Annotated in this window: 2 pseudogenes; both read left to right on the forward strand. The window is 72.7% G+C overall.

Going from position 1 to position 20,709, the window contains the following annotated elements:
- Positions 1–64: 64 nt before the first annotated feature.
- A pseudogene (locus LC193_RS29275) lies at positions 65–115 on the forward strand (polyketide synthase docking domain-containing protein); the annotation flags it as partial.
- A gap of 96 nt (positions 116–211) precedes the next feature.
- Positions 212–20,509: pseudogene (locus tag LC193_RS28180) on the forward strand (SDR family NAD(P)-dependent oxidoreductase); the annotation flags it as partial.
- Positions 20,510–20,709: the final 200 nt, after the last annotated feature.

Here is a 20,709-nt window from a genome sequence, read left to right on the forward strand (position 1 = left end):
GCCGCCTTACTCCGTCACTCCCGCCCCGCAGCCCCACCACGACCGTCCCTGGAGACGAGGCACAATGTCCAGCAACGAAGCGAAGCTCCGCGAATACCTCAAGTTGGTGACGGCCGACCTGCGGGAAACCCGCCAGCGTCTGCAACTCACCGAGGCGAGGAGCAAGGAGCCGATCGCGATCGTCGGCATGGCCTGCCGGTTCCCCGGTGGGGTGAACTCGCCCGAGGAGCTGTGGCGCCTCGTCGCCGAGGGCACGGACGCGGTCGGCGACTTCCCGGCCGACCGGGGCTGGAACCTGGACGAACTGTTCCACCCCGACCCCGACCACTCGGGCACCAGCTACGCGGACCAGGGCGGCTTCCTCTACGACGCGGCCGAGTTCGACGCGGAGTTCTTCGGCATCAGCCCCCGTGAGGCACTGGCGATGGACCCGCAGCAGCGCCTGCTGCTGGAAACCGCCTGGGAGGCGTTCGAACGGGCCGGGATCGCCCCCACCTCGCTCAAGGGCCACGGCACCGGCGTCTTCGTCGGCGGCGCGCACTTCGGCTACATCGACACGCTGCACGTGCCGGAGAGCGCCGAGGGCTTCTCCATGACCGGTGTCGCGACCAGCATCCTCTCCGGGCGCGTCGCCTACACACTCGGCCTCGAAGGCCCGGCGGTGACCATCGACACCGCCTGCTCCTCGTCGCTGGTCGCCCTGCACCTGGCGGCGCAGGCGCTGCGCAACGGCGAGTGCGACATGGCCCTGGCCGGCGGCGTCACCGTGCTCCCGAGCCCGGGAGTCTTCGTCGAGTTCAGCCGGCAGCGCGGTCTGGCGGCCGACGGCCGGTGCAAGCCGTTCTCCTCGGCGGCCGACGGCACCGGCTGGGCGGAGGGCATCGGCCTGCTGCTCGTCGAGCGCCTGTCGGACGCGCGGCGCAACGGCCACCGGGTCCTGGCCGTACTGCGGGGTTCCGCCGTCAACCAGGACGGCGCCAGCAACGGCCTGACCGCGCCGAACGGCCCCTCGCAGCAGCGCGTCATCCGCTCCGCGCTGGACAGCGCACGCCTGACGGCCGCCGACGTCGACGCGGTGGAGGCGCACGGCACGGGCACCTCGTTGGGCGACCCGATCGAGGCGCAGGCGCTGCTGGCGACGTACGGCCAGGACCGGCCCGAGGACCGGCCGTTGTGGTTGGGATCGGTGAAGTCGAACATCGGGCATACGCAGGCGGCGGCGGGTGCCGCGGGCGTCATCAAGATGGTGATGGCGATGCGGGCGGGTGTGCTTCCGCCGACGCTGCACATCGATGAACCGTCGCAGCATGTGGACTGGTCGGCGGGCGCGGTGGAGCTGCTGACCGAGGCCAGGGAATGGCCGGAGAACGAGCGTCCGCGCCGCGCGGGTGTCTCGGCGTTCGGTGTGTCGGGCACGAACGCGCACGTGATCCTGGAGCAGGCACCGGCCGAGGACGCGGAGCCGGGCGAAGTCGTGCTGCCGGGCGGCCGGTTGCCGGTGGTGCCGTGGGTCGTCTCGGCGCGCACGAACGAGGCGTTGCTGGCGCAGGCGGAACGGCTGGCGGGCGTGGCTGCCGAGCTGGACGCGGGGGATGTCGGGTGGTCGTTGGCCTCCGGGCGTGCGGAGTTGGCGTCCCGCGCGGTGGTGTGGGGCCGGGATGCCGGGGAACTGGTCGCGGCTCTGGGTGAGGTCTCGTCTGCGGAGCAGGTGGTCGAGGGCCGGGTCGCGGTGCTGTTCACGGGGCAGGGTGCGCAGCGGGCCCGGATGGGTGCGGAGCTGGCTGCCGCGTTCCCGGTGTTCGCGGATGCTCTGGCCGAGGTGTGTGCCGGGTTCGATGGTCTGCTGCCGCGTCCGCTGGCGGATGTGCTGGCCGACGAGACCAGTGATGATCTGGATCGGACGGTGTTCACGCAGGCGGGGCTGTTCGCGGTCGAGGTGGCGCTGTGGCGCCTGGCCGAATCGTTCGGCGTCAGGCCCGACTTCGTCGCGGGGCACTCGATCGGTGAGATCGCCGCCGCGCACGTGGCGGGGGTGTTCGGTCTTGAGGACGCCTGCCGTCTGGTGGCCGCGCGTGGCTCGCTGATGCAGGCGTTGCCGGCCGGTGGGGCGATGCTGTCCGTACAGGCCACGCCCGAGCAGGTCACCGAGGCCCTGGGCGAGGTCGACGGTCTGGACATCGCGGCGGTCAACGGGCCGCGGTCGGTCGTCGTGGCCGGTGAGGAGGCGGTGGTCGAGCGGCTGCGGGAGTCGTTCACCGAGGCGGATGTGAAGACGCGGCGGCTGTCGGTGTCGCACGCGTTCCACTCGCGCCTGATGGACCCGATGCTGGAGGAGTTCGAGCGGGTCGCCGCGCAGATCACCTATCAGGTCCCCGGGATTCCGGTGATCTCCAATGTCACGGGTGAGCTGGCGGGCGAGGAGATCGGCACGGCCGGGTACTGGGTGCGACACGTGCGCGCCACCGTCCGCTTTGCGGACAGCATCGACGCGCTGCGCAACGCCGGTGTGTCGACGTTCCTGGAGCTGGGCCCGGACGCGACGTTGACCGCGATGGGTGCGGAGTGCCTGCCCGAGGACGACACCACCACCGCCTTCGTGCCCACGACCCGGCGCGAACGCGACGAGGTGCAGACGTTCACCAGTGCCCTGTCCCGCATCTGGGGGCGTGGTGTGTCCGTGGACTGGAAGGCGGCCTTCGCCGGGCGCGCCGTGCGCTACGCAGACCTGCCGACCTACGCCTTCCAACGCCGCCGCTACTGGCTGGAGCACGAGACCATCGGGGACCCGGCCGGTCTCGGCCAGAGCGCCGCCGGACACCCGCTGCTCGGCGCAGCCGTGTCCCTGGCCGCCGAAAGCGGCGTCATCCTCACCGGCCGGCTCTCCCTGCACACGCACCCGTGGCTGGCGGACCACGCCATCGGCGGAACGGTCCTCTTCCCCGGCACCGGCTTCGTCGAACTCGCCATCCGCGCGGGCGACGAAGCGGGTTGCCCGCACCTGCACGAGCTGGCCCTTCAGGCGCCGCTGCTGCTGCCCGAGCGCGGTGCCGTCCAGGTACAGGTGGTCGTCGCTGCCCCGGACGACGCCGGCCGCCGCCCCGTGCGGATCTACTCCCGGCCGGAGGACGCCGACGGCGACGAGGCGTGGACCTGCCACGCCGACGGCGTGCTCGCTCAGGAGGAAACGACTGCCGCGTCCGCCTCGTTCGAGCTGACCGCATGGCCTCCCGCCGACGCCAGGCCGGTGGACCTCTCCGCGTTCTACCCGGCCGCCGCCGAGGCCGGGTACGGGTACGGCCCGGTGTTCCAAGGGCTGCGCGCGGCCTGGCGGCGCGGTGACGAGATCTTCGCCGAAGTGGCCCTGCCGGAGGACATCCGTGCCCAGGCGGGCCGTTACGGCATGCATCCCGCGCTGCTCGACGCCGTCCTGCACGCGGGCCGGCTCGCGGACGGCGGCGACGAGACGCTGCGGCTGCCGTTCGCCTGGTCCGGTGTCTCCCTGCTCGCCGTCGGCGCCGAGGCGGCGCGCGTCCGCCTGACCGGAGCGGGAACGGACGGGCTGTCCCTGCACATCGCGGACGGAGAAGGCCGTCCCGTCCTCACCGTCGACTCGCTGGCGACCCGCCCCGTGTCCGCGGAACAACTCGCCGCCGCGCCCTCCGTGACGCGCGACGCGCTGTTCCGCGTCGACTGGCAGCCCGTGGCCCAGAAGCTGACCGTGGAACCACAGACCCAGTGGGCCGTTCTCGGGGCCGACACCCTGGCGCTCGGCCTCCCCTCCCACGCCGATGTCGCCGCGCTGCTGTCCGCCGAGGACGGCCATCTCCCGCCCGTCGTGGTGCACACGCCGCAGACCACCGGCGCGCACGGCATCGCCGGTTCCGCCGAGGAACTGGTGCTCCACACCCTCGCGCTCGTCCAGTCGTGGCTCACCGCCCCCGCGCTCGCCGGGGCGGGCTCGACCCTGGTCGTGGTGACTCGGGGCGCGGTGGCCACCCTGCCCTCCGAGCCGGTCTCGGACCCGGCCGCCGCCGCCGTCTGGGGACTGCTGCGCAGCGCGCAGACGGAGAACCCCGGGCGCCTGGTGCTGGTGGACCTCGACCTCGATCCCACCGTCGACGCGGCGGCGGGCATCGCCTCCGCTCTCGCCGGTGGCGAACCGCAGATCGCGATACGGGAGGAGCAGGCCCACGCGCCGAGGCTCGCCAGGGCCGACGCGCCCCCCGTGGACGACACCCTCACCGACCGGGCGCACCAGCGGGAGGGCACGGTGTTGGTGACGGGTGGTACGGGTGCGTTGGGTGCGCTGGTGGCTCGGCATCTGGTGGAGCGGTACGGGGTGGGGTCGTTGGTGTTGACGAGTCGTCGTGGGTTGGCGGCGGATGGTGCGGTGGAGTTGGTGGGGGAGTTGGAGTCGCTGGGGGCGCGGGTTGAGGTGGCGGCGTGCGATGCCGCTGACCGCGAGGCGTTGGCGGGTGTGCTCGCGCGGGTTCCGGCCGAGTATCCGTTGTCGGGTGTGGTGCATGCGGCGGGTGTGCTGGACGACGGGTTGGTGGTGTCGCTTTCGGATGAGCAGGTGCGGCGGGTGCTGCGGCCGAAGGTGGACGCGGCGATCAATCTGCATGAGCTGACGCGTGATGCCGATCTGGAGATGTTCGTGCTGTTCTCCTCGGCGGCGGGTGTGTTCGGTGGGCCTGGTCAGGGGAACTACGCGGCGGCGAACGCGTTCCTCGACGGCCTGGCGGCGCACCGGCGCGGCCTCGGCCTGCCCGGCACCTCCCTCGCCTGGGGCCTGTGGGAACAGGACGGCGGCATGTCCGGGCAGCTCGACCAGCAGAGCAGGTCGCGCATGGCCGAGGAGGGCCTGCTGCCTCTGGCCGCCGACCACGGACTTGCCCTGTTCGACGCGGCGCTCGGCACCGGCGCTCCTCTGCTGCTCCCGGTCCGGCTGGACCTCCCGGCCTTGCGCACCCGCGCAGCGGACGGCGGTGTGCCCGCCTTGCTCTCCGGCCTCGTCTCCCGTGCGCCCGGCCGCCGCAGCGCGAAGGCCGCTGCCAGCTCGCCGCTCGCCGACCAACTGCGCGGACTGGAGACGCAGGAGCGCGAACGCGTCGTGCTCGACCTGGTGCGCGCGCACGTCGCCGCGGTGCTCGGCCACGCGGACGCGCTCGCGATCGACGCCGAACGCCCCTTCAACGAACTGGGCTTCGACTCGCTGACCGCCGTGGAACTGCGCAACCGGCTGACCATGGCCACGGGCTTGCGGCTGCCCGCGACCCTCATCTTCGACCACCCGACGCCCGCCGCGCTCGCCGCGTTCGTCCACGCCGAGGTGGGCGGTGGCGAGACCGGGGCGCCCGCGACCCTGCCCGCGGCCACCGTGCACGACGAGCCGATCGCCATCGTCGGCATGGCCTGCCGTTATCCGGGCGGGGTGAACTCGCCCGAGGAGCTGTGGCAGCTCGTCGGCTCCGGCGGCGATGCCATCGGAACGTTCCCGACCGACCGGGGGTGGGACATCGACCGCCTCTACGACCCGGAGCCGGGCCGACACGGCACCAGCTACACCCGGGAGGGCGGGTTCCTGTATGACGCGGCGGAGTTCGACGCGCCGTTCTTCGGGGTGTCGCCGCGTGAGGCGCTGGCGATGGACCCGCAGCAGCGGTTGCTGCTCGAAGCGTCGTGGGAGGCGTTCGAACGGGCCGGTGTCCCGGCCGAGTCGGTGCGCGGCAGCCGCACCGGTGTGTTCGCGGGCGTCATGTACCACGAGTACGCCAGCCGTCTGAACGAAGTGCCGGAAGGGGTCGAGGGGTTCCTCGGAACGGGCAACTCCGGCAGCGTCCTGTCCGGCCGCGTGGCTTACACGTTCGGGCTTGAGGGGCCCGCGGTGACGGTGGACACGGCGTGCTCCTCGTCGTTGGTCGCGCTGCATCTCGCGGCGCAGGCGCTGCGTCAGGGCGAGTGCGACATGGCGCTGGCCGGCGGCGTGACGGTGATGCCGACGGCGGGCACGTTCGTGGAGTTCAGCCGCCAGCGTGGTCTGTCGGCGGACGGCCGCTGCAAGTCGTTCGCCTCGGCGGCGGACGGCACGGGCTGGGGCGAGGGCGTCGGTGTGCTGCTTGTGGAGCGGCTGTCGGACGCGCGGCGCAACGGGCACCAGGTGCTGGCCGTCGTGCGGGGCTCGGCGATCAACCAGGACGGTGCGAGCAACGGTCTGACCGCCCCGAACGGCCCTTCGCAGCAGCGCGTCATCCGCCAGGCCCTCGCCGGTGCGGGGCTGTCCACGACCGATGTGGACGTGGTGGAGGCGCATGGGACGGGCACGCGGTTGGGTGACCCGATCGAGGCGCAGGCGCTGCTGGCGACGTATGGGCAGGACCGGCCGGAGGACCGGCCGTTGTGGCTGGGGTCGATCAAGTCGAACATCGGGCATACGCAGGCGGCTGCGGGTGTCGCGGGTGTCATCAAGATGGTGATGGCGATGCGGGCGGGTGTGCTTCCGCCGACGCTGCACGTCGATGAGCCGTCGGAGCACGTGGACTGGTCGGCGGGCGCGGTCGAGCTGCTGACCGAGGCCCGCGAGTGGGTGGGGGAGGGTCGTCCGCGTCGGGCGGGTGTGTCCTCGTTCGGTATCAGCGGCACGAACGCGCACGTGATCCTGGAGCAGGCCCCGGCCGAGGACGCGGAGCCGAAGGCCGTGGTGCTGCCGGGCGACCGCCTGCCGGTGATCCCGTGGGTGGTGTCCGCGCGGGATGCGGATGCCGTGATGGCGCAGGCGGAACGGCTGGCGGATGCTGCTGTTGAGCTGGACGCGGGGGATGTCGGGTGGTCGTTGGCCTCGGGGCGTGCGGAGTTGTCCGCGCGTGCGGTGGTGTGGGGCCGGGATGCCGGGGAGCTGGTCGCGGGGCTGCGCGGGGTGTCGGCTGCGGAGCAGGTGGTCGAGGGCCGGGTCGCGGTGCTGTTCACGGGGCAGGGTGCGCAGCGGGCCCGGATGGGTGCGGAGCTGGCTGCCGCGTTCCCGGTGTTCGCGGATGCTCTGGGCGAGGTGTGTGCCGGGTTCGATGGTCTGCTGCCGCGTCCGCTGGCGGATGTGCTGGCCGACGAGGCGAGCGATGATCTGGATCGGACGGTGTTCACGCAGGCGGGGCTGTTCGCGGTCGAGGTGGCGCTGTGGCGGCTGATCGAGTCGTTCGGCGTCAAGCCGGACTTCGTCGCGGGGCATTCGATCGGTGAGATCGCGGCGGCGCATGTGGCGGGGGTGTTCGGTCTTGAGGACGCCTGCCGTCTGGTGGCGGCGCGCGGTTCGCTGATGCAGGCGCTTCCTGCCGGTGGGGCGATGCTGTCGGTGCAGGCCACGCCGGAGCAGGTCAGCGAGGCCCTGGCGGATGTTCCTGAGCTTGATGTGGCGGCGGTCAACGGGCCGCGGTCCGTTGTGGTGGCTGGTGACGAGGCTGCGATCGACCGGCTCGGCACGGTGCTCACCGAAACGGGTGTGAAGACGCGGCGGCTGTCGGTGTCGCACGCGTTCCACTCGCGCCTGATGGACCCGATGCTGGAGGAGTTCGAGCGGGTCGCCTCGACGCTCACCTACCGCGCCCCCGCCATTCCCGTGGTGTCGAACGTCACGGGTGAGCTGGCCGGGGTGGAGATCGGGTCGGCGGAGTACTGGGTGCGGCACGTGCGCGCCACGGTGCGATTCGCGGACGGTATTGCCGCGCTGCGTGACGCTGGTGTGTCGACGTTCCTGGAGCTGGGGCCGGACGCGACGCTGACCGCGATGGGTGCGGAGTGCCTGCCCGAGGACGACGCCACCGCCGCATTCGTCGCTGCCACGCGGCGTGAGCGTGACGAGGTGGAGACGTTCACCAGTGCCCTGTCCCGGGTCTGGGGGCGTGGTGTGTCCGTGGACTGGAAGGCGGCGTTCGCCGGGCGCGCCGTGCGCCGGGTCGACCTGCCGACCTACGCCTTCCAACGCCGCCGCTACTGGCTGCGCGAGGAGACCGGCGCGGGCAACGTGAGTTCCGCGGGCCTGGTCGCGGCGGGGCACCCGCTGCTGGGCGCGGCCGTCACGTTGGCGGCCGAGGGCGGCGCGATGCTCACCGGTCGGCTCTCCCTGCACACCCACCCGTGGCTGGCGGACCACGCCATCGGCGGCACGGTCCTGTTCCCCGGCACCGGCTTCGTCGAACTCGCCATCCGCGCGGGCGACGAGGTCGACTGCGCCCACCTGCGGGAACTCACCCTCCAGGCGCCCCTCGTCATCCCCGAACGCGGTGGGGTCGCCGTCCAGGTCGTCGTCGGTGCCGCGGACGACACCGGGCAGCGGGCGGTTCATGTCTGGTCCCGCCCGGAGAACGCCGCTCCGGACGAGGACTGGACCTGCCATGCCGACGGCAGTCTTGTGCCTGGGGACACGGACGCCGCCCCGCCGGTGGAGCTGAGCGTCTGGCCGCCCGCAGACGCGGAAGAACTGGATGTGTCGCGGTTCTACCTGGCCGCCGCCGAGGCCGGTTACGGCTACGGCCCGGTGTTCCAGGGACTGCGCGCGGCTTGGCGGCGCGGTGAGGAGATCTTCGCCGAGGTGGCCCTGCCGGAGGACGAGCAGTCCGCCGCGGCCCGCTTCGGTCTCCACCCCGCGTTGTTCGACGCCGTCCTCCACGCGCACGGATTCGCGGGCGCGGCCGACGCCGACGAGGACGCCGCCGGCTTGCGCCTTCCGTTCGCCTGGTCAGGGGTGACGCTCGCGGCGTCGGGCGCCGCGGCTGTCAGGGCGCGACTGCTTCCGGTCGGTGACAGCGCGATCTCGATCCAGGTGGCTGATCCCGCGGGGCAACGTGTCGCGGAGATCGAGGCGTTGACCGTCAGGCCGGTGACGTCCGAGCAGATGGCCGCGGCGGGTGGAGGCGGGAGCGCCGCCCTGTTCCGGCTGGGGTGGGCGGCGCCCGAGGCCGATGGGGCCGGCGAGGTGCCAGCGGTCGGAACGTGGGCCGCGTTGCGCACGGACCGGTTGATGCCCGGCCTGCGGCTGCCCGTCCATGACGCGCTCGACGACCTGCCAGGACTCGCGCCGGATGGCGTCGAGGGCACCGACACCGCGGCTCCGCCCGTGGTGGTGCTGTACCTCGCTGGCGAACCGGCGACGGCGGCTCCCGGAGCGACCGGACTCGCCGAACGTATGGCCGACACGACGGTGCGGACATGGGCGACTGTGCGTGATTGGCTCGCGGAGGAGCGTCTGGCCGCCTCCCGCCTCGTCGTGGTCACGCGAGGCGCCGTGGCCGTTCACCCCGGCGAGGGCGCGCCCGACCTGGCCCACGCGGGCGTGTGGGGGCTGATCCGTTCGGCGCAGTCGGAAGCTCCAGGACGCCTCGTACTGCTCGATCTCGACCCGGACGCCGGCGTTCCCGGGAACGAGGAGTTGGAACGTCTCGTCGGGGCAGCCCTGGCCACGGGTGAGGCGCAGACCGCCGCCCGCGCGGGCGACATCCTCGTGCCCCGCCTGTCGCGCGCGGGCGAAACGGAGGAGGGGGCGCCCACGCCGTGGGCGCGGCTCGACACCGAGGGCACCGTGGTGATCACCGGGGGCACCGGTTCGCTGGGCGCGGCCCTGGCCCGCCACTTGGTGGCCCGTTACGGCATCCGCTCGCTGCTGCTGACCAGCCGCCGCGGTGCCGATGCCCCGGGAGCGGCCGAATTGGTCGCCGAGCTTGCCGCTGCCGGGGCTCACGCCCAGGTCGTGGCCTGTGACGCCGCGGACCGTGGGGAGCTGGCCCGCGCGTTGGCGCTGGTGCCCGCCGCGCATCCGCTGACCGGTGTGGTGCACGCGGCCGGTGTGCTGGACGACGGCCTGTTCGCGTCGCTGAACGACGAGCGTTTCCGGCGGGTGCTGCGACCGAAGGTGGACGCGGCCGTCCACCTGCACGAGCTCACCCGCGACGCGGACCTGGCCATGTTCGTGCTGTACTCGTCGGCCGCCGGTGTCTTCGGCAACGCCGGGCAGGCGAACTACGCGGCGGCGAACACCTTCCTCGACGCGCTCGCCGCCCACCGGCAGGCCAACGGCCTCCCCGCCGTGTCCCTCGCCTGGGGCCTGTGGGAGCAGGACGGCGGAATGACGGGACAGCTCGACGGGCAGAGCCGGTCCCGCATGGCGCACAGCGGTATGGTGCCGCTCACCACCGAGCAGGGGCTCGCGCTGTTCGACTCGGCCGGAGTCGCGGCCGACGCCCTGCTCGTCGCCAACCCCCTCGACATGCCCGCGCTCAACGCGCGAGCACACCGCGGGCCCGTTCCCGAACTGCTCCGCGGTCTGATCCGGGTCCGAGGCGCGCGGCGCGCCGCCGCGGGCTCCCAGGGACACGTCGAGGGGTCCGCGCTGCGGCGTCGACTGGCCGGACTCGAACGCGTCGAGCGGGACAAGCTGGTCCTCGGTCTGGTGCGCGAGGAGGTCGCCGCCGTCCTCGGGCACGCCAGTGCCCAGGCGGTGGAGACGGAACGGCAGTTCAAGGACTTGGGCTTCGACTCGCTCACCGCTCTCGAACTGCGCAATCGACTCGACGCGGCGACCGGTCTGCGGCTGCCCGCGACTCTCGTCTTCGATCACCCCACGCCCGTCGCTCTCGCCGCGTTCGTGCAGCGGCAGGTGCTCGGCCTGGCCGCGGACGCGGCCGGTCCGGCCGTGGCCGTCGGCGGTGACGCGGAGGAGCCGATTGCCATCGTCGGCATGGCCTGCCGCTACCCGGGCGGCGTCAGCTCTCCCGAGGACCTGTGGCGGCTGGTCGCCGAGGGTACGGACGCCGTGGGCGGGTTCCCCGCCGACCGGGGCTGGGATCTGGAGAACCTGTACGACCCCGACCCGAGCCGGCACGGTACGACGTACGCCCGTGAGGGCGGGTTCCTGTACGACGCGGCGGAGTTCGACGCCGAGTTCTTCGGGGTGTCGCCGCGTGAGGCGCTGGCGATGGACCCGCAGCAGCGGTTGCTGCTCGAAGCGTCCTGGGAGGCGTTCGAACGGGCCGGTGTCCCGGCCGAGTCCGTGCGCGGCAGCCGCACCGGAGTCTTCACCGGGGCCATGTACTACGACTACGCCACTCGTCTGACCCGGATACCGGAGGAGATCGAGGGCTTCGTCGGTACCGGCTCCTCCGGCAGCGTCGTCTCGGGGCGGCTGGCTTACACGTTCGGGCTTGAGGGGCCCGCGGTGACGGTGGACACGGCGTGCTCCTCGTCGTTGGTCGCGCTGCACCTGGCGGCGCAGGCACTGAGGAATGGCGAGTGCGACATGGCGCTGGCCGGCGGCGTGACGGTGATGCCGACGGCGGGCACGTTCGTGGAGTTCAGCCGTCAGCGTGGTCTGGCGGCCGACGGCCGGTGCAAGCCGTTCGCCTCGGCGGCGGACGGCACGGGCTGGGGCGAGGGCGTGGGTGTGCTGCTCGTGGAGCGGCTGTCGGACGCGCGGCGCAACGGCCACCGGGTGCTCGCGGTGGTGCGGGGCTCGGCGATCAACCAGGATGGCGCGAGCAACGGCCTGACCGCGCCGAACGGCCCCTCGCAGCAGCGCGTCATCCGCCAGGCCCTGGCCAACGCGGGTCTGAAGACCGGGGACGTCGACGTGGTCGAGGCGCACGGCACGGGTACCTCGTTGGGCGACCCGATCGAGGCGCAGGCACTGCTGGCCACGTATGGGCAGGACCGGCCGGAGAACCAGCCGTTGTGGCTGGGGTCGATCAAGTCGAACATCGGGCATACGCAGGCGGCGGCGGGTGTCGCGGGCGTCATCAAGATGGTGATGGCGATGCGGCAGGGTGTGCTGCCGCGTTCGCTGCACATCGATGAGCCGACGTCGCATGTGGACTGGTCGGCGGGTGCGGTGGAGTTGCTGTCCGAGGCGCGGGAGTGGGCGGAGAACGGCCGTCCGCGTCGGGCGGGCGTGTCGTCGTTCGGTATCAGTGGCACGAACGCGCACGTCATCATCGAGCAGGCGCCGGCGGATGCCGAGCCGGGCGCTGTGGTGCAGGCCGGCGAGCCGTTGCCGGTGGTGCCGTGGGTGGTGTCCGCGCGGGATGCGGATGCTGTGGTGGCGCAGGCGGAACGGCTGGCGGATGCTGCTGTTGAGCTGGACGCGGGGGATGTCGGGTGGTCGTTGGTGTCCGGGCGTGCGGAGTTGTCCGCGCGTGCGGTGGTGTGGGGCCGGGATGCCGGGGAGCTGATCGCGGCGCTGCGCGGGGTGTCGGCTGCCGAGCATGTGGTCGAGGGCCACGTAGCGGTGCTGTTCACGGGGCAGGGTGCGCAGCGGGCCCGGATGGGCGCCGAACTGGCTGCCGTCTTCCCGGTGTTCGCGGATGCTCTGGCCGAGGTGTGTGCCGGGTTCGATGGGTTGTTGCCGCGTCCGCTGGGTGAGGTGCTGGCCGATGAGGCGAGCGATGATCTGGATCGGACGGTGTTCACGCAGGCGGGGCTGTTCGCGGTCGAGGTGGCGCTGTGGCGGCTGATCGAGTCGTTCGGCGTCAAGCCCGACTTCGTCGCGGGGCACTCGATCGGTGAGATCGCCGCCGCGCACGTGGCGGGGGTGTTCGACCTCGCGGACGCCTGCCGTCTGGTGGCCGCGCGCGGTTCGCTGATGCAGGCGTTGCCGGCCGGTGGCGCGATGCTGTCGGTGCAGGCCACGCCGGAAGAGGTCAGCGAGGCTCTGGACGACGTCGACGGTCTGGACATTGCGGCCGTCAACGGGCCGCGCTCGGTCGTCGTGGCCGGTGAGGAGGCGGCGGTCGAGCGGCTGCGGGAGTCGTTCACCGAGGCGGGTGTGAAGACGCGGCGGCTGTCGGTCTCGCACGCGTTCCACTCGCGCCTGATGGACCCGATGCTGGAGGAGTTCGAGCGCATCGCCGCGCAGATCACCTACCGCGCCCCCGCCATTCCCGTGGTGTCGAACGTCACGGGTGAGCTGGCCGGGGTGGAGATCGGGTCGGCGGAGTACTGGGTGCGGCATGTCCGCGCCACGGTCCGCTTCGCGGACGGCATCACGACGTTGCGTAACGCCGGTGTGTCGACGTTCCTGGAGCTGGGCCCGGACGCGACGCTGACCGCGATGGGCGCGGAGTGCCTGCCCGAGGACGACACCACCGCCGCCTTCGTGCCCACGACCCGGCGCGAACGCGACGAGGTGCGGACGTTCACCAGCGCCCTGTCCCGCATCTGGGGGCGTGGTGTGTCCGTGGACTGGAAGGCTGCATTCGCCGGGCGCGCCGTGCGCCGGGTCGACCTGCCGACCTACGCCTTCCAACGCCAGCGGTACTGGCTCGAAGGGGCTGCCGGGACCGCCGATGTCAGTGGAGCCGGGCTGGCGGCGGCCGAGCACCCGCTGCTGGGTGCCACCGCGCACCTGGCGGGTGAAGACGGCGCGATGCTCACCGGTCGGCTCTCCCTGCACACCCACCCGTGGCTGGCGGACCACGCCGTCGGTGGCACCGTTCTGCTGCCCGGGACCGGTTTCGTCGAGCTTGCCGTCCGTGCCGGCGACGAGGTCGACTGCGGCCACGTGCGGGAGCTGATGCTCCAGGCGCCGCTGGTCCTCCCCGACCGGGGGGCCGTTCAGGTACAGGTGGTTGTGGGTGCTCCGGACGGGACCGGAGTCCGGGAGGTGCGCGTCTGGTCCCGCCCGGAGAGCGCCACCGCCGGTCAGTCGTGGACCTGCCATGCCGAAGGGCTGCTGGCTCCGGAACCGGCGGCCTCCACGCTCTCCGCCGACCTGACGTCCTGGCCCCCGGCCGACGCCGAACCCGTGGAGATCTCGGACTTCTACCCCGCGATGGCCGGCGCCGGCTACGGCTACGGGCCCGCCTTCCAGGGGCTGCGGGCGGCCTGGCGCCGCGGTGACGAGGTCTTCGCCGAGGTCTCCCTGCCGGACGACCTCAAGAAGGACGCTGTGCGCTTCGGCCTGCACCCGGCGTTGCTGGACGCCGCTCTCCAGGCCAACGGGTTCGGCCCGCTCGCGGCCGAAGGCGGTGCGCGCCTCCCGTTCGCCTGGACGGGCGTCTCGCTGCTCGCTTCCGGTGCCACCGCCCTCCGCGTGCGGATTGCCCCGGCCGGCCCCGAGGCCGTGTCCATCGAGGCGGCCGACTCCGCCGGCCAGACCGTCGCGCGGGTCGAGTCCCTGGTCCTGCGCGCCATGGCACCCGGCGAGGCGGCCAAGGACAGCGGTCCGGAGCACGACGCGCTGTTCGGCGTCGACTGGGTGGCTCCGCACGCCTCGGCCCCGCTCCCCGAGGGCTCCGCCGACGCACCGTCGACAGAACGTTGGGCACTGCTCGGCGAGGACCGGTTCGGGCTCGGCGCGCGACTCCCCGTTCAGGCGACCGCGGTGGCCGACCTGGCCGAGGCGACCACCGGCACCGGCGCGGGCGACGGAACGCCCACCGTCGTCGTGTGGGCCCCGAGTGCAGGGACCGCCGACCGGCAGGAGCCGGCCCGTGCCGCCGAAGCCGCGACACTGGCAGCGCTGGAGACGGTTCAGGAGTGGCTGGCGCAAGAGCGACTGGCCGGCTCGCGGCTCGTCGTCGTCACCCGCGGGGCGGTCGCCACAGAGCCGGGAGAGGACGTGCGCGAGCTCGCGCTCGCCCCGGTGTGGGGTCTGGTGCGTTCCGCCCAGTCGGAGAACCCGGACCGGCTCGTGCTGCTCGACCTGGACCCGGCGTCCGACGATCCGGCGTCCGGCGCCGACATCATCGAGGCCGTCGCCGCGGCCATCGCGGCAGGCGAGTCCCAACTCGCGCTGCGCGCCGGCCGTGTGCGTACGCCACGCCTCGCCCGCGTCGGCACCACAGGCGCTCTGCTGCCACCCGCGTCAGAGACCGCGTGGCGCCTGGACTCCACCGGTGCCGGAACCCTGGAGAGCCTGGCGCTGCTGCCCAGCGCCGAGGCCGCCGCGCCGCTGGAGCCTGGACAGGTCCGGGTCGCGGTGCGGGCCGCCGGCCTCAACTTCCGCGACGTGCTCATCGGCCTCGGCATGTACCCCGGGGCGGCCAACCTCGGTGGCGAGGCCGCCGGCGTGGTCGTCGAAGTGGGCGAGGACGTCACACAGGTGACGCCCGGGGACCGGGTGTTCGGTGTGATTCCCGGGTCGTTCGGTCCGCTGGCCGTGACGGACCACCGGACCCTGGCCCGCATGCCGGACAGCTGGACCTTCGAACAAGGTGCCTCCATCCCGATCGTGTACCTCACCGCCTACTACGGCCTGGTCGACCTGGCAGGGCTGAGCGAAGGCGAGTCGGTCCTCATCCACGCCGCCGCCGGCGGTGTCGGCATGGCCGCGGTCCAACTCGCCCAGCACCTCGGCGCCGAGGTGTTCGCCACCGCCAGCCGACCCAAGTGGGACGTCGTGCGCGGGCTCGGAATCGACGACAGCCATCTCGCCTCCAGCCGCGACCTCGACTTCCGCGACGCCTTCCTGACCGCGACCGGTGGTGCGGGCGTCGACGTCGTCCTCGACGCCCTGGCACGGGAGTTCGTGGACGCCTCCCTCGAACTGCTGCCGCGCGGTGGCCGGTTCGTGGAGATGGGCAAGACCGACATCCGTGACCCCGAACAGGTCGCCCAGGACCACCCGGGCGTGGTCTACCAGGCGTTCGACGTCCTCGACGCAGGACCGGACCGGCTCGGCGAGATGCTGGCCGCGCTCGTGGAACTCTTCGAGCAGGGCGTGCTGCGCCCCCTACCGGTCACCACCTGGGACGTGCGGCGCGCTCCCGAGGCGCTGCGCCACATGAGCCAGGCCCGGCACACCGGCAAGATCGTGCTCACCGTGCCCCCGGCGCTGGACCGGGACGGCACGGTGCTGATCACCGGTGGCACCGGAACGCTCGGCTCGCTCCTGGCGCGGCACCTGGTCACCGAGCACGGCGTGCGTTCCCTCGTGCTGACCAGCCGCAAGGGGCGTGAGGCCCCCGGCGCGGCCGAACTGGCCGCCGAGCTGGGCGAACTGGGCGCCCGAGTCGAGATAGCCGCCTGCGACGCGGCCGACCGCGAACAACTGGGCCTGGTGCTGTCCGCGATCCCGGCCGAGCACCCGTTGACGGGTGTGGTGCACGCGGCGGGCGTGCTGGACGACGGGATGGTGGCGTCGCTCACGGACGAGCAGGTGCGGCGGGTGCTGCGGCCGAAGGTGGACGCGGCCGTCAACCTGCACGAGCTCACCCGCGACGTCGACCTGCGCATGTTCGTGCTGTACTCCTCGGCGGCCGGTGTCTTCGGCAACGCCGGGCAGGCGAACTACGCGGCGGCGAACACCTTCCTCGACGCGCTCGCCGCCCACCGGCGGGCCAACGGCCTCCCGGCCACCTCCCTGGCCTGGGGCCTGTGGGACGAGGCCAGCGGAATGACCGCGGACCTCGCGGCACAGGACCGGGCCCGCATGGCGAGGAACGGCGTGCCCACCCTTTCGTCCGCCCACGGGCTGGCCCTGTTCGACGTGGCCGGCGGGGCCTACGACGCCCTGCTGGTCGCGAGCCCGCTGGACCGGACCGCCTTGCAGACCCAGGCCGACCGGGGGACGCTGCCCGGACTGCTGCGCGGACTTGTCCGCCCCGCACGCACGCGGCGCGCGGCGGTCGGCGCGACCGGCTCGGCGGCCGAGGCGTCCACCCTGCGCCAGCAACTCGCCGGGCTCGGTGAGGCCGAACGGACCCAGACCGTGCTCGACCTGGTGCGCACCCATGTGGCCGCGGTGCTCGGCCATGCCGATCCGCTCGGCGTGGACGCGGAACGACGGTTCAAGGACCTGGGCTTCGACTCGCTGACCGCGGTGGAACTGCGCAACCGACTCACCACCGCGACCGGCCTGCGACTGCCGGCGACCCTGGTCTTCGACCACCCGACTCCCCAGGCGCTCGCGACCTTCGTGTTCCGCGAGGTCTGGGGCACGATCGCCGAGGACGCCGCCGCCGAGGTGGCCCCCTCCCTCGGGACGGACGAGCCGATCGTCATCGTCGGCATGTCGTGCCGGTTCCCCGGCGGCGTCGAATCCCCGGAAGACCTGTGGCGGCTCGTCGCCGAGGGCACGGACGCGGTGTCCGCGTTCCCGGCCGACCGGGGGTGGGACATCGACCGCCTCTACGACCCGGAACTTCAGCGGCACGGCACCACCTACGCCCGCGAGGGCGCGTTCCTCTACGACGCGACGACGTTCGACGCGGACTTCTTCGGCATCTCGCCGCGCGAGGCGACCGCGATGGACCCGCAGCAGCGGCTGCTGCTCGAAGCGTCCTGGCAGGTCTTCGAACAGGCCGGTATCGCTGCCGAGTCGGTGCGCGGCAGCCGAACCGGTGTCTTCGCGGGCGTGCTCGCCACCGGCTACGCGACGGGACTGACCAGTGTCCCGGAGCAGGTCGAAGGCTTCATCGGGACCGGCACGATGGTCAGCCTCGCTTCGGGCCGCGTGGCCTACACGTTCGGGCTTGAGGGCCCCGCGGTGACGGTGGACACGGCGTGCTCATCGTCCTTGGTCGCGCTGCATCTCGCGGCGCAGGCGCTGCGGAACGGCGAATGCGACCTCGCTCTCGCGGGCGGTGTCACGATGATGCCCACCCCGAACACCTTCGTGGAGTTCAGCCGGCAGCGCGGTCTCGCGGCCGACGGCCGGTGCAAGCCGTTCGCCTCGGCGGCGGACGGCACGGGCTGGGGCGAGGGCGTCGGGATGCTCCTGGTGGAACGCCTGTCGGACGCGAAGCGCAACGGGCACCAGATCCTGGCCGTCGTACGCGGCTCCGCCACGAACCAGGACGGCGCCAGCAACGGTCTGACCGCCCCGAACGGTCCCTCGCAGCAGCGCGTGATCCGGGCCGCCCTGGCCAATGCCCGCCTGGTCCCCGAGGACGTGGACGTGGTGGAGGCGCATGGCACGGGCACGCGGTTGGGTGACCCGATCGAGGCGCAGGCGTTGCTGGCGACGTATGGGCAGGACCGGCCGGATGACCGGCCGTTGTGGTTGGGGTCGATCAAGTCGAACATCGGTCACACGCAGGCGGCTGCGGGTGTGGCTGGTGTGATCAAGATGGTGATGGCGATGCGGGAGGGTGTGCTTCCGCCGACGCTGCACGTTGATGAGCCGACGTCGCATGTGGACTGGTCGGTGGGCGCGGTCGAGCTGCTGACCGAGGCTCGCGAGTGGGTGGATGCGGGGCGTCCGCGTCGGGCGGGTGTGTCCTCGTTCGGTATCAGCGGCACGAACGCGCACGTGATCCTGGAGCAGGCGCCGGTCGAGGATGCCGAGCCGAAGGCCGTGGTGCTGCCGGGTGACCGCCTGCCGGTGATCCCGTGGGCGGTGTCCGCGCGGGATGCGGATGCCGTGATGGCGCAGGCCGAGCGGCTGGCCGAGGCCACGCCTGGTCTTGACCCGGTGGATGTCGGGTGGACTTTGACCTCCGGACGTGCGGAGCTGTCCGCGCGTGCGGTGGTGTGGGGCCGGGACACTGAGGAACTGGTCGCGGCTCTGGGTGAGGTCTCGGCTGCGGAGCAGGTGGTCGAGGGCCGGGTCGCGGTGCTGTTCACGGGGCAGGGTGCGCAGCGGGCCCGGATGGGTGCGGAACTGGCTGCCGCGTTCCCGGTGTTCGCGGATGCTCTGGCCGAGGTGTGTGCCGGGTTCGATGGGTTGTTGCCGCGTCCGCTGGCGGATGTGCTGGCCGACGAGGCGAGCGATGATCTGGATCGGACGGTGTTCACGCAGGCGGGGCTGTTCGCGGTCGAGGTGGCGCTGTGGCGGCTGATCGAGTCGTTCGGCGTCAAGCCCGACTTCGTCGCGGGGCACTCGATCGGTGAGATCGCCGCCGCGCATGTGGCGGGGGTGTTCGGTCTTGAGGACGCCTGCCGTCTGGTGGCCGCGCGCGGTTCGCTGATGCAGGCGTTGCCTGCCGGTGGGGCGATGCTGTCGGTGCAGGCCACGCCGGAACAGGTCACCGAGGCCCTGGCGGATGTTCCTGAGCTTGATGTGGCGGCGGTCAACGGGCCGCGCTCGGTCGTCGTGGCCGGTGAGGAGGCGGCGGTCGAGCGGCTGCGGGAGTCGTTCGCCGAGGCGGGTGTGAAGACGCGGCGGCTGTCGGTGTCGCACGCGTTCCACTCGCGCTTGATGGACCCGATGCTGGAGGAGTTCGAGCAGGTCGCGGCGCAGATCACCTACCGCGCCCCCGCCATCCCGGTCATCTCCAACGTCACGGGTGAGCTGGCCGGGGTGGAGATCGGGTCGGCGGAGTACTGGGTGCGGCACGTGCGCGCCACCGTTCGCTTCGCGGACGGCATCACGACGTTGCGTAACGCCGGTGTGTCGACGTTCCTCGAACTGGGTCCGGACGCGACGCTGACGGCGATGGGTGCGGAGTGCCTGCCCGAGGACGACACCACCACCGCCTTCGTGCCCACGACCCGGCGCGAACGCGACGAGGTGCAGACGTTCACGAGCGCCCTGTCCCGCGTCTGGGGGCGTGGTGTGTCCGTGGACTGGAAGGCGGCGTTCGCCGGGCGCGCCGTGCGCTACGCGGACCTGCCGACCTACGCCTTCCAACGCAAGCGCTACTGGCTGGAGGCGGAAGTCGCGGGAGACCCGGCCGGTCTCGGGCAGAGCGCGGCGGGGCACCCGCTGCTGGGCGCGGCCGTCACGTTGGCGGCCGAGGGCGGCGCGATGCTCACCGGTCGGCTCTCCCTGCACACCCACCCGTGGCTGGCGGACCACGCCATCGGCGGAACGGTCCTTTTCCCCGGCACCGGCTTCGTCGAACTCGCCATCCGCGCGGGCGACGAGGTCGACTGCGCCCACCTGCGGGAACTCACCCTCCAGGCGCCCCTCGTCATCGCCGAACGCGGCGCTGTCCAGATCCAGGTCGTCGTCAGCGGCTCGGACGAGACGGGTCGTCGCGAGGTGCGGATCTACTCCCGGCCGGAGAACGCGGAGGCCGACGAGAGCTGGACCTGCCACGCCGAGGGCGGGCTGGATCACCAGCGGCCGGCTGACGACGAGGCAACCGATCTCGCGCAGTGGCCTCCGGCCGACGCGGAGGTCGTGGACCTGGCCGGCTTCTATGACGCGTTCGGCGACGCGGGTTACGCATACGGGCCGGTGTTCCAGGGCCTGCGCACGGCCTGGCGGCGCGGTGACGAGATCTTCGCCGAGGTCGCCCTGCCCGAGTCGGCACAGGCGGACGCCGACCGTTTCGGCATCCATCCGGCGTTGCTCGACGCCGTGCTCCACGCGCACGGGCTCGCTGCCTCCGTTGCCGGCAGCGCCGAGCAGGACGGGAAGGTGCGGCTGCCGTTCGCGTGGTCGGGTGTGTCCCTGCACGCCACGGGAGCCACGGCCGTTCGGGTCCATTGCACGGTGCGCGGACCGGAGAACGCGAGGATCGTCCTGGCCGACGTGGCCGGGCGGCCGGTCGCGAGCATCGGCTCCCTCGTTCTGCGTGCGGTCAACAGCGGAACGCTCGGCGTGGAGGCTGCCGACACCGAGTCGGTCTACCGGCTCGACTGGCTGCCTGCCGGGAGCGCGCGAGAGGAGGCGGGCGCTGAGGTGAGCGACGCCGGGCGGAACGCCTGGGCGTTGCTCGGAACCGAGGACGGACTGGGCCTCGGCCTGCCGGTGTACGCGGGCGTCGACCGGGCAGAGGACGCCGCCCCGGCGCCTGACGTTCTGGTTCTCGCCGTCGGCGCGCACACCGCATCCGCCGCCCC

The sequence above is a fragment of the Streptomyces marincola genome, assembly GCF_020410765.1.
Taxonomy (GTDB): Bacteria; Actinomycetota; Actinomycetes; order Streptomycetales; family Streptomycetaceae; genus Streptomyces; species Streptomyces marincola.